The following is a 12,420-nucleotide window of genomic DNA, read 5'->3' as shown; positions in this document are numbered from 1 at the left end:
TAAAGATTTTTCTGATGTTTCACTACCATATAAATCTTTTCCTATTAAAACAGAATCTTCACCTTTAGTTACTAGATTTTTTCCCAATAATACTGTATTTTTCGCTTTAGAGTTTAAATTTCTTCCAATTATAGTCGTATCTTCATATAAAGCTTCAACATCATCTCCTATAGCTACAGTTTTACTTGAACCCATTGCTTTTGCCTTTTTACCTATAGCGACATTTTCTTGCTTACCATTATCATCAGCTGTTGTTCCTATTTTTTCAGCCATTAAATTTGTAGTAACTATAAAAAAGCCTGCAAAAAAAAACAAAGTGGATTTTACTTTATTTTTCGTTCCAGATTTTTTTAATTTTTTTAACTTTATCATGTTTTCTCCCAAAAATAATATATTTATAATGTTGACATATTACTATGTTATTATTAAAAATCAAAGCTTTTTTTATGATTTTTATTAACAAAAATGTAAAAACATAATTTTATATATTACCTTTATTACCGCCCCCCCCCCGCACGTTTTTTGAACCCTACGACACGCCTTAAAAACTAAGTTTTACAACATTGTCATAATCACGGTATTTTTTTCACAAAATTCCATCTTTTTTCGCACTACTTTTTTAACCTCTTTTATGTAAAATAAAAAAAGAACACCTCTATTTCAGAAGTGTTCTTTTTATAAGGTTAGAAATTTATCAAAAAAACGTAAAAGATAAATTTATTTATACTTTCGTTTTTATTTAACAATAATATCTACTCTTCTATTTTTAGATGATATTCCATGATCTACTATATGACTTGAACCACTTGAAGCAATTTTAGCTTTAACATTTATACCATGTTTTTTTAATACGCTTAATACAACCATCGCTCTTCGTAAACCTAGTTCAAGATTGTATTTATATTCTCCTCTAGTATCCGCATACCCTATAATTTCAATACTACTTATATTTCCTCTACTCTTAATTTCTTTAGATATATTTAATATATCTTGTTCTTGTTCTTTTGTTAATCTACTCTTATCAAGAATAAAGCCTGTTACCGTATATGTTATTGGTTGTGTATATGCTTTCATAATCATTTGTTTAAGTTCATCAACATCTTTTCTTAAATCTTTTATTTCCTTATCTTTTTGAGCTAATTGATTAAGGATTTCTTTTCCACCTGTTCCATTTAAGTAAATACCTGATTTTATTGATTTATTTGTGTCAACAAAATTAAGGTTAAATCCTGCTGATACTCCAAATGTTTTTTGTGTATCTATTCCTGCACTTAGTTTGTATATAAAGGTATTTGATGGTTCTGTTCCACTTATTCCTAGTGCAAATCCACCTTGTTTATTGTAATAGGCTGCTCCTGCTCCTATTGAAAATAACTTATTATCTCCTACTTGTGGAATACTTGCCATTGCCATTGTTGTTGCTATTCCTCCACTTAATTGTTTTGATATAGTTTTTGTTTCATTTCTTACTTTTTCAAACTCTTTGTATATCTTATCTCCAGTTACTCCTTTTTCTTCTCCTGCTTTTATATCTCCATTTATAATATCTTTTAACTGTCCATAGTTTACTGCATCATTTTTTTCTTTTCCATCTGCTAAATTCGTTATTGTTACTGCTGTATGTCCATTTCCACCTAAAGTTATTTTGTTCTTAGTATTATCATCATATTTTACAGCTTTATCACTTAATTCTTTTATATCTTTTGTATTTTTTTCTATTAATTTTGTATTTTCAGTAACTTTATCAGATACTTTCTTAAGCTCTTCTTTTGTTGCTGCATTGTTTATTTTATTTCTTAATTTCTCATTTAAATGCTTTTCATCTATTGAATCATCTTTTAATTCTATTGTAAGATCTGCACCTCCAAATAGTCTTTCATCATTACCTGAAAGTGTTAATGTTTGTGATTTTACACTTCCTTTGTTAGCAATTTCTTCTTCAATATTTTTAATTTTTGCTTCATTTGTATTTATTTTAGCTGTATTATTTACTATTTTTGCATTATTTTCAGCTATTTTAGTCATATTATTTGCAATAGAAGTTTTATTCTTATCTATTTCACCTCTATTTTTTTCAATACTGTCTGTATTTGTTTTTATGTTTTCTTTATTTACAGCAATTTCTTTTTTATTACCATCTATACTATTTCTATTTTTTTCTATTTCTTGTTCATTTTTGTCTATTTTTTCTTTGTTATTCTTTATATCTTGCTTATTCTTATCTATTTGATTTTTATTAGCTTCTATTTTTGCTTTATTTTCATCAATAGCTTTAGTATTTTTTTCAATATTTGCTTTATTGTCTTCTATACTTTTTGTGTTTTTAGCTATATTATCCTTATTTGCTTTTATATCTTCTGTATTTTTAGCAATATCCTCTGTATTTTTTGTTATTTTGTTGGTATTTTCAGCAATTGCTTGTTTGTTCTTTTCTATTTGATCCTTATTTTGCCTTATATCTTTCATGTTAGTTGCAATAGATACTCTATTCTTATCCATTTCATTTCTATTTGTTACAATGTCTTCTTTATTTGTATTTATATTTTTTTCGTTTACTTCAATTTTAGTTTTATTTCCTGCTATATCATTTTTATTTTGTTCTATATTTTTATTATTTTCTCCTATTTTCTGCTCATTTTTCTTAATCTTTTGCGTGTTATTCTCCATTTTTGCTCTATTTTCAGCAATGGTACGCTTATTTTCTTCCATTTGAGAATTATTACCATCTATATTATCTTTTAATTCTTTAATATCTTTTTCATTTTTAGATATTTTACCATTCAACTCTGTTTTTACACTATCCAATTGGCTTCCATTTACAGCATCTTTCGAACTAGAACTAATGTCTCCATCTGCGACATTTATTATCTTCTTACTATTTGCATTAAGTCCAGAATCGCTGATATATACCAGATTCCCAAGTTTTATTCCTGAATCTCCAATTACAACTTTATTAGTTCCTTCTCCTGCTGTTACTTGTTTAAATTCAGGTGAACTTGCAAACTTTATACTTAATGTCTTACCAGTTATTTCTGTTTTTACATTTTTATCATCTACTTCTGATGATGTATTTCCACCTTTAATAGTTAAAGTTTCTCCTAATTTAACTGTTGATGTACTACCTGAATTTCCTGCAAACTTCAAACCATTTTCTATTAATTTTTTGATTTTATCATTTAATGCAACTGTTACAGAATAAAGCTGAGATCCATTTACTGCATCTGTACTTGTTTTACCAATTAACCCTGATGATACATTTTGTATTCTTCTTTCCATACCTTGTGCTCCAATAGTCACTATACCCTTAGTTGTTCCGGCAAAATTTTTTAATTCAACATCATCAACATTTTCATTACCATATGTTTGATCCATACCCTTTGTATTAGCTCCTGAAGGTGTATAACCACTACTATTATATCCTAAAAATACTGAATTTTCTTGTTTAGCATGTATTCCACTTCCTAAAGCTACAGTTTCAGAAGCATATACTGTTGTAAAATTTCCTATTGCATATGAATATGATACATTATCTGAAACTTTTGCATCCGTTCCTATTGCATATGAATAAAGTGAACTATCACCTACTTTAGCCTCATCTCCTATTGCATAAGAACTTTTAGATCCCGCACCAATGGATGCCTGATATCCCAAAGCATAAGCTTTTTCTGCCCCGTCTTTAATCGATGCTTGTGTTCCTAAAGCATATGCAGAAGAAGAAGTTTCACCTATTTTAACTCCATATCCCATGGCATTTCCTAATACAGATTTTACTTCTGAACCATACCCAAATATTCCTATATAGTTTTGAGTTGCTTTAGACTTTGAACCTAAAAGTGTTACACCTACAGCAGTTGAACTTATTTCAACTCCATCTCCTTGCTTAACATTCCCGTCTCCATCTTTTGGTTTAGTTGGTGTTGTTTGAGCAAAGCTCAGCATTCCTGTAATAAGAAAAATTATCAATGTTTTATTATTAAACCTGACTTTATTTTTCATCCTTGACTTTATTAACTTTTTTAACTCTTTCATGTTTTTTCTCCCTAAAATTATATTTATAATGCTGATATGTTACTATGTTATTATTAAAAATAAAAGATTTTTCCATGCTTTTCATTAGCAAAAATGTAAAATTATAATTTTATATATTTTATTTATTACCACCCCCCCCCCGGCATTTTTTACACCCCTATTAAACACTGCAAAAATCACATTTTTCAGCATTGCTATTTTTATAAATTCCTTCGATGAAATTGTTCATTTTTTCACATTACTTTTTTAACCTTTTTTTGTATGTAATAAAAAAGTGTGTAAAAAATATTATAAAATATAAGATAAAATTATAAATTATATCGAATTAACATTGTTTCGTTTTTCTGGTATAATATAGCAAACATGAATATAAGATAAATAATTATTTTTAAAAAGTAGAAAGGTCATTATTATGTTAAAGTTTTTTGATTTTTGTTCTGGAATTGGTGGAGGAAGAATAGGATTAGAAAATAATGGATTAGTTTGTGTTGGTCACTGTGAAATTGATAAAAAAACGGCAGAAACTTATAGTATCTTCTTTAATGATGATCGTAATTATGGAGATTTAACAAAATTAGATTTAAATAAATTACCAAATTTTGATTTTATGATAGCAGGCTTCCCTTGCCAAACATTTTCTATTGTTGGTAAAAGAAAAGGTTTTGAAGATGAAAGGGGACAAATTATATATTATTTAATTGAAATTATGAAACACAAAAAAGTTAAATATTTTATTTTAGAAAATGTAAAAGGATTAATTAATCATAATAAAGGTAAAACTTTTGAAACAATAAAATATGAACTAAGAAATGCCGGTTATAATATTTATTATAAAGTCTTAAATAGCCTTGATTATGGTGTTCCACAAATGAGGGAAAGAATATATATAGTTGGTTTTAAAAAGGGATATGATAATGGTCAATTTACATTTCCTAATAAAGAAAATGACAGAATAAATTTTGATTCTTTTTTAGATTTAGATAATGATTTAGAATTAAATATTCTTGATAAAACATTTCAAAAATATTTGTCAAATAAATATAATGAAAATAAATTTACTAACGAAGATATATTAAGTTGGGAAAACTGCGTTATTGATTGGAGACAATCTGATTTAAGACGTTATGAAAAAACTTTTCCTACATTAAGAACAGGTAGGCATGGTCTACTTTATATAAAAAATAAAAAGATAAAAAAATTAAATGGATATGAATCTTTATTATTACAAGGATTCCCTAAACATCTTGCTGAAAAAGTAAAAAATTCTAAATTCAATAATAATAAAATTTTATCACAAGCAGGTAATGCAATGACTGTTAATGTTATAGAAAGTATCGTAAGAGAAATGATGAAAGGCAAGTCAGATGAAAGAAATCAGTAAGGCTACATTAGGCTCAAAAACCGCAAAAAATGGATTTAAAAATGAACAACACATTGTCAATAAGTTCAATAATTGGAAAAATGACAATGAAGCTAAGGAATGGTTAATAATAATGGGATATTCTTTAGAAAAAATAGAATCTGTAAAAGCAATTATACTTTCTGGATATAAAGCAGATTTAAATATAAAAATTAAAGTTAAACTAAAAAATGCTCTTGATATTGAAAATATGCAAGTTAAGTTGGTAAGTAATAAAAAAGGATTCAATCAAATTGATAAAAGATGGTTAAAAAGTTACAATGAGTTATGGAATATCCCTTTAAATGTACAAACAATTTTAAAATATTTTTCCGGAGAATTAAAACCATATAAAAACGAAGTTAGGGATAATAGAAGAATGTTTATTGATGAATTATCAGAAAATGAAAAAAATTTGGTATTATCTTGGTTAAATGACAATAAATTACTTATTATTACAGATATCATAAAAGGTAGAGGAGAATTTTCAGCAGAATGGATATTAGTTGTACAAAAATTAAACAAAAATGCTAGATGGGTATTAAAAAATATAAATGAAGTAATAAATCATTATTTTGCAAATGGAAAAGTTGAAATTAGCCCTAAAGGTTCCATTAAATTAGGAAAAATTACACTGCAAAGAAAAGGCGGAGATAATAGTAGACCTACTGCTAATATGCTACAATTTAAAATTGATCCTAGTGAACTTTTTGATATTTAAAGACGATTAGAAATAAAAATCTAATCGTCATTTTTATTAAAATAATTCAAAAAAACTAGATTTTCATCTAGTCATTTTTCATTTACTTATATATCAAACTTTTGTCTTTCTATTTTTGCTCCTAATTTCGTTAATTTATTTTCTAATTTATCATATCCTCTATCAATATGATATATTCTATTAAGTCTTGTTTCTCCTTTTGCAATAAGACCTGCTAAAACAAGTGCTGCTCCTGCTCTTAAATCTGATGCCATAACACTTGTTCCTTGAAGTTCATCAACGCCTTCAATTACAGCAACTGAGTGATGTGCTTTAATTTTAGTACCCATTCTATTAAATTCAGCTATGTGCATAAACCTATTTTCAAATACCGTTTCTTCTATTTCACTTGTTCCCTTTATTTGAGATAATAAAAGCATCATTTGTGCTTGCATATCTGTTGGAAATCCAGGGTGTGGTTGTGTAACTATTTTAGTAGGTTTTAAATCTTTCGCTTTACCTATTACTGTTAAATAATCACCATCTCTTTCAAATTTAACACCCATAGTTTCTAGTGTAGCTTTAAATACTCCCAATTCTTCAATATTAGCATTTTTTATTTTAAAATTACCTTTTGTTACTAAAGAAGCTATAACATAAGTTCCTGCTTCTATTCTATCAGGCATTATACTATAATTTGTAGCGTGTAACTTATCAACACCTTCAATAGTAATTGTATTTGTTCCAAGACCCGTTATTTTTGCTCCCATTTTATTTAAGAAATTCCCCAAATCCACAACTTCTGGTTCTCTTGCAGCATTTATTATTCTTGTAATTCCTTTTATTTTTGTAGCAGCTATCATAATATTTTGCGTTGCTCCAACAGACGGGAAATTAAATGCTATATCTTGCCCTTTTAAATTACTTGAATCTGCATATATATATCCGTGTTCTTGTTTAATCTCAACACCTAATGCTTCAAATCCTTTTAAATGTATGTCAACTGGTCTTGAACCTATTGAACAACCACCAGGAAGAGAAACTATTGATTCTTTTAAATTTGCTACCATAGGCCCCATAACCAAAAATGAAGCTCTCATTTGTTTCACAATTTCATATTCTGCACGATTTTTAGTTATTCCGTTATTTATTATTTTATAACTACTATCTGTAAGCTTTTCAACTTTAAGCCCTAAATCTTCCAAAAGTTTAATCAATACTCTAATATCTAGTAAATTAGGTACATTATCAATAATGTATTCACCTTTTTCTACAAGTGTAGCAATTATTATTGGTAAAGCAGCATTTTTAGAACCACTTACTGCTATTTCTCCATTTAATTCATTTCCTCCTGTTATGACAAAACCATCAACCATTTGTTTATCCTCCAAGTTTTTCTTCAATAGGACATTTTATCCCACATAATTTATCAAAAAATGTTAATTCTTCATATTCATCTGCCAATTCAGGCAATTTTTCTTTTATTATTTTCAAGTACTTTTTACTAATTTTCTTACCTAAGCTATCATAATATATGTCAGGAAGACCCTTTGATTTTATAAGTTGCAACCGCGGAATAACAAAAGGATTAATTTGCTTATTCAAAGCATCATCACTTGCTATTACAAGTGCAATATCTCCAACATAAGAAAGACCATCAACTAATTTGCATGTTAATTCATATTGACTGGCTATATTCATATATTTTTTTAAATATTTTAATTCAACTGCTCTTGATAATACCATTTTAGTTGCAATCTTTTTTTTACAAGCTTCTATTACTTCTTTATATATAATTTTTTCTTTAACTTGACTATCTGTTAAAGCTAATATTACCCTTTCTTTATACATACCTAAATATCTATTTCTTTCAGCTTGAACGCTATATGCTCTATCTTTTTCTTTTTCTATTTTTTTTAAAATTTCATCATCGTTTATTATTTCCATAAATAAATATTAACACAATTACTTTTTAAATTCAAATTTTACTTTCAAGTTCTAATAAAAATACTTTTCTATCAATACCACTTGCATAACCTACCATTTTACCATTTTTACCAATAACTCTATGACAGGGTATAATTATTGAAATAGGATTCTTATTATTTGCCATACCTACAGCTCTACAAGCTTTTTCATTTCCTATACTGCAAGCTATATCATAATAAGAGACAGTTTTACCATACGGTATTTTAGTTAAGGCTTGCCATACCTTTTTTTGAAAATCTGTTCCTTTAGGATTTAATTTTAATTCAAATTTTTTTCTTTTTCCTGAAAAATACTGCGTAAGTTGATTATATGCTTCATCTAATAAACAAACTCTTTTATTTATACCTGTAAAATTTATATTCTTACCATATTCTAAATATATTATACTATCATCTTCACAAGCAATTGTTATTTCTCCCATTATAGTATTGTATGTATAATAATAAATATTTTTCATTTTTATCACCTGTTATATAACTAAACGAACAATAAGTATAATTTTAATTATACTGTAAATAGTAATTAACTCAATTTTAGAAAAATCATTAAATCTATTATTGACATAATCAGAATATATAAGTGCTGCTACTGATATAATATAAATTAAAATATACATTAAACTGAAATGACCAACAAATAAAAATAACGTATCTAAAGTAAAAAATGTAGTGTACACCACTTTATCAACAACCTTATTGTTATATATTCCAACTAATACCGCATTTAAAACTAACAATGATAATATAAACAGAAATACCAATTTAGGTATAAAAAACAAAATTAAAGGAAGTATTATTGAAAGTAACACGTATTTTTTTGAAGTTATAAACTCAAATATTGTCATCAATATCATCTCCTATTGATATATTATCATAAATTGATTTTAACTTAGATTTTTCAACATGAGTATATATTTGTGTAGTTGATATACTGGCATGCCCTAAAAGTTCTTGAACCATTCTAATATCTGCTCCATTTTTAAGTAACATTGTTGCTATTGAATGCCTTATTATATGTGGATAAACTCTTTTTTCAATATTACATAATTTAGCATGTTCTCTTAATGTCGTATAAAATTGTTCTCTTCTAACACGAGGAAAAAGCTTATGATCTTTTTCATTTTTTTTAATTAAATTTCTTACATTTTCAATATAGTTTTTCAATTCATTTGCCAAATTTTCATAAATTGGTATGTATCTATATTTAGAGCCTTTCCCTAATACTCTTATATATTCAAAGTTATTATCTTCTATATCTTTAACTTCAAGGTTTATAATTTCAGAAATTCTTGCACCGCTACCTATTAAAAGCTTTAATATCAATTTATCTCTGATATTTTTAGGCTCATGATTAAAGGTGTCTATTATTTTCTCAAAATCTTCTTGTGTTAAAACCTCTGGTAACTTTTTTTCTTTTTGTAGCGATTTTATTGTATTGCTTGGATCTTTTTTTATATTTTTATTAATGTATAAAAACTTAAAAAAATGTTTTATAGACGACACTTTTCTTTGAATTGTATTATGTTTAAATTTTTGTTTCATATTTTCTATATACTTATATATATCTTCTTTTTTTATTTCATCATATTCTTTTTGTAAGTCTTTAAAAAAACTATTTATATCTACTTTGTAGCTTATTATAGTTTTTTCTCCAAGTCCTTTTTCAAATTGTAAATAATCTATAAACTCTTTTACGTATAGATTAGTCTCCCTATTCATTTTTATCACTTATCATTTCTTTAACGTGTTGAATAAGAGCATTTGATATGTTATTTCCCGATATTATTCTTGCTATTTCATTTACTCTTTCATCATAGTTTAATTTTTTTATTCCGGTAGTTGTGTTGTCATTTTCAACCGTTTTATAAATCAAAAATTGTTCTTTTCCTGATGCTGCTATATTTGGAGAATGTGTTACACATATAACCTGAACATTTGATGATATTTTTTTTAGTTTTTCTGCAACAAGTTTTACAGTTTCACCTGATATTCCAGTATCTATTTCATCAAATATTAAAGTTTCCAAATCATCAACTTTAGAAAATACAACTTTAAGTGCAAGCATTATTCTTGATATTTCTCCACCTGAAGCACTTTTGCTTAGCTTAGCATAATCTTGCCCTACATTTGATTTTAATAAAAATTCAACTTCATCTATTCCTTTTTCAAATATTCCTTCTTTTTTATTAAATTCAACTTTAAAACTTGCATTTTTCATATTAAGATCAAATAATTCTTTATTTATTTCATCTTCAATTTTTTTGGCTATTTCTTTTCTTTTATTACTTAATAATTTCGATTCTTTTTCATAATTATCAATTAATTTTTCTTTTAATTTTTTTAGTTTTTCTATTTCATCAAAAGAATATTCAAGTTTTAAAAGTTTCTCTTTTATATTATCCTTATATGAAATAATCTCTTCTATACTGCTTCCATACTTCATTTTACATTTTTTTATCTTGTTTAATTTATCAGATATTTCATCTAAATCTTCTAAATTTAATTCATCTTGACTAAAAGCATTTACTTCATAACTAAGTGATGAAATTCTATTTTCAATTTCAATAAACTCTTCTTTAATATTTTCAATATCACTTGAAAATGAACTTATTGATGATATACTTTTAACAATATTTGATAAAGAATGAAGTATGTTTTCATCTATTTCAAAATTTACTTTTTCAACTGCTTCTTGTATTCTTCCTGAGTTGAATATAAGCTTATATTGCTCTTCTAATTCATCATCAATGCCTGAATATAAATTTAAACTTTCTATTTCATTAATACTGTACTCATACATATCCTTTTTTTCTGTTACTATTTTTCTTTCATTTTCAAGATTATTAATTTTTATTTCCAGTTCTTTAATTTCTTTTACTATTTTTTTTATATTAAAATCTTTAAAATCTACAAAACCGTCAAGAAGTTCCAAATGATAATTATGATTTAATAAATATTGATTTTCATGTTGTCCAACTATATCTATAACATTTGACATTATTTTACTAAGCATCTCTTTTGTTGCTCTTCTACCGTTTATATTTATTTTTGATTTACCATCTCTACTTAGTTCACGATAAATAATAAGCTGCATTTCATCGTAATCAACATCAAATTCAAGAAGTTTTAATTTTTCTACTAATTTTGGACTAAGGTCTACAACAGCTTCAACTATTAATTTTTCTTCGTTATTTCTAATTGCAGCTGTATTTGCTCTTGCACCTAAAATAAAGGCAATTCCATCTAAAACTATAGATTTCCCCGCTCCTGTTTCTCCAGTAAAAACACTGAAATTTTCACTAAATTCTATTTGCATATCCTTTATTATTGCAAGATTATTGACCTTTAATTCCCTTAACATAAAAACCCCTTTAAAAAATACTGTCTATAAATTGACCCATTTCCATATTAGCTTGTTTTGTTTCAGGTAAAAATTGTAACAATTGAAATACGTGAAACATTTTTTTATATACAGTAAATTTAACATCTACATTTACTTTTTTCATTTTTTCATATATGATTTTTGAATCATCAAATAATACTTCATTTTCTCCAACTTGAATAAGTGTTTTAGGAAAATTATTATATACTCCAAAAACTGGTGAAACATAAGGATTATCTAAATTTTTAACTTCCGATAAATACTTATTTCTAAGCAATTCTTTAGGATAATCCTCATTACCAAATAATACATCTTTAAAAAAGTTTGTTACTCTACTTTCAACTCTATTACTTGGGTCTGCCCAAGGAGATAAAAGTATTAAACCATCAGGTAATTTTTTATTTTCATCTCTTTGTTTTTGAATTGCAGATAAAATCACATTACCACCTGAACTATCTCCCATAAGTATTACTTTTTTATATTTACTATATGCATATTCTAATATTTTTTCTAATTCTAAACTTTGACTTGGATATTTTACTTCTGTTTTATAATCTAAAAGAAGCATTTCATATTTTTTATTTGAATTATTATATACACTTTCCATAACCTTAACATATAATTGATGAAGTGGAAGTTTAAATGCTCCTCCATGAACTAGTATAACAACATTATCAGAATTTTCTTTTTTATACTCATAATACTTAGAACCTTTATATTCTTTTTCAGTTAATGTTAAATCTTTATTTGTTGAACGTTTTTTTTGTATTTTACTTATACCTGCTGCTATATTAAGTATACTATCTTTACTGATTATTCCGTTGTCAGCCATTACATATGTTGCGTTTATAGTAACATCTGTTATACTGCAAGATGATAAAATTACTACAAAAAGTGTTATTAAAATTTTTTTCAATTTCAT

General features: G+C 26.0%; 11 protein-coding genes. 2 read left to right on the top strand and 9 right to left on the bottom strand.

Going from position 1 to position 12,420, the window contains the following annotated elements:
- The coding region (locus AWT63_RS05660; protein WP_197407862.1) for a hypothetical protein at positions 1-372 on the bottom strand (372 nt) is incomplete at its 3' end.
- 363 nt (positions 373-735) lie between these two features.
- On the bottom strand, positions 736-4,029 hold the full coding sequence (locus AWT63_RS05655) for an OmpA family protein (RefSeq protein WP_068269006.1): 3,294 nt from the start codon (positions 4,027-4,029) through the stop codon (positions 736-738).
- A 412-nt stretch (positions 4,030-4,441) separates the two neighbouring features.
- Between AWT63_RS05655 and dcm the strand changes: the two genes are divergently transcribed.
- Both dcm and AWT63_RS05645 read left to right on the top strand, forming a co-directional pair.
- Positions 4,442-5,410 (top strand): DNA (cytosine-5-)-methyltransferase, encoded by a 969-nt coding sequence (gene dcm / locus AWT63_RS05650; RefSeq protein ID WP_231723229.1) that lies wholly within the window; start codon positions 4,442-4,444, stop codon positions 5,408-5,410.
- A complete protein-coding gene (locus AWT63_RS05645; RefSeq protein WP_068269001.1) occupies positions 5,394-6,149 on the top strand; it encodes a PDDEXK family nuclease in 756 nt (251 codons plus the stop codon). The genes dcm and AWT63_RS05645 overlap by 17 nt, the downstream gene beginning before the upstream one ends.
- 86 nt (positions 6,150-6,235) lie before the next feature.
- Here AWT63_RS05645 and murA read toward each other — a convergent pair whose 3' ends face one another.
- From murA to AWT63_RS05610, 7 genes are read right to left on the bottom strand one after another with little or no spacing between them, the layout of a single operon-like run.
- A complete protein-coding gene (gene murA / locus AWT63_RS05640; protein WP_068269000.1) occupies positions 6,236-7,504 on the bottom strand; it encodes a UDP-N-acetylglucosamine 1-carboxyvinyltransferase in 1,269 nt (422 codons plus the stop codon).
- Positions 7,505-7,508: 4 nt separating this feature from the next.
- Positions 7,509-8,075: a DUF1694 domain-containing protein gene (locus AWT63_RS05635; RefSeq protein WP_068268997.1), complete on the bottom strand. Its 567-nt coding sequence runs from the start codon at positions 8,073-8,075 to the stop codon at positions 7,509-7,511.
- Between the two features lie 31 nt (positions 8,076-8,106).
- Positions 8,107-8,574 carry a methylated-DNA--[protein]-cysteine S-methyltransferase gene (locus tag AWT63_RS05630; protein ID WP_068268995.1) on the bottom strand — a complete coding sequence of 156 codons (468 nt, stop codon included), beginning with the start codon at positions 8,572-8,574 and terminating at the stop codon, positions 8,107-8,109.
- Between the two features lie 12 nt (positions 8,575-8,586).
- Positions 8,587-8,961, bottom strand: a complete 375-nt coding sequence (locus tag AWT63_RS05625) for a hypothetical protein (protein WP_068268993.1) — start codon at positions 8,959-8,961, stop codon at positions 8,587-8,589.
- Positions 8,948-9,835, bottom strand: coding sequence for a site-specific tyrosine recombinase/integron integrase (xerA, locus tag AWT63_RS05620; RefSeq protein WP_068268990.1), 888 nt, complete (start codon positions 9,833-9,835; stop codon positions 8,948-8,950). Before xerA ends, AWT63_RS05625 begins: the two co-directional genes overlap by 14 nt.
- Positions 9,828-11,477: a DNA repair protein RecN gene (gene recN, locus AWT63_RS05615; protein ID WP_068268985.1), complete on the bottom strand. Its 1,650-nt coding sequence runs from the start codon at positions 11,475-11,477 to the stop codon at positions 9,828-9,830. The genes xerA and recN overlap by 8 nt, the downstream gene beginning before the upstream one ends.
- Positions 11,478-11,487: 10 nt before the next feature.
- On the bottom strand, positions 11,488-12,414 hold the full coding sequence (locus AWT63_RS05610; RefSeq protein ID WP_068268983.1) for an alpha/beta hydrolase fold domain-containing protein: 927 nt from the start codon (positions 12,412-12,414) through the stop codon (positions 11,488-11,490).
- Positions 12,415-12,420 lie beyond the last annotated feature (6 nt).

Source organism: Caviibacter abscessus (genome assembly GCF_001517835.1).
Lineage (GTDB): Bacteria > Fusobacteriota > Fusobacteriia > Fusobacteriales > Leptotrichiaceae > Caviibacter > Caviibacter abscessus.
This window is presented reverse-complemented; position numbering and strand designations above follow the sequence as displayed.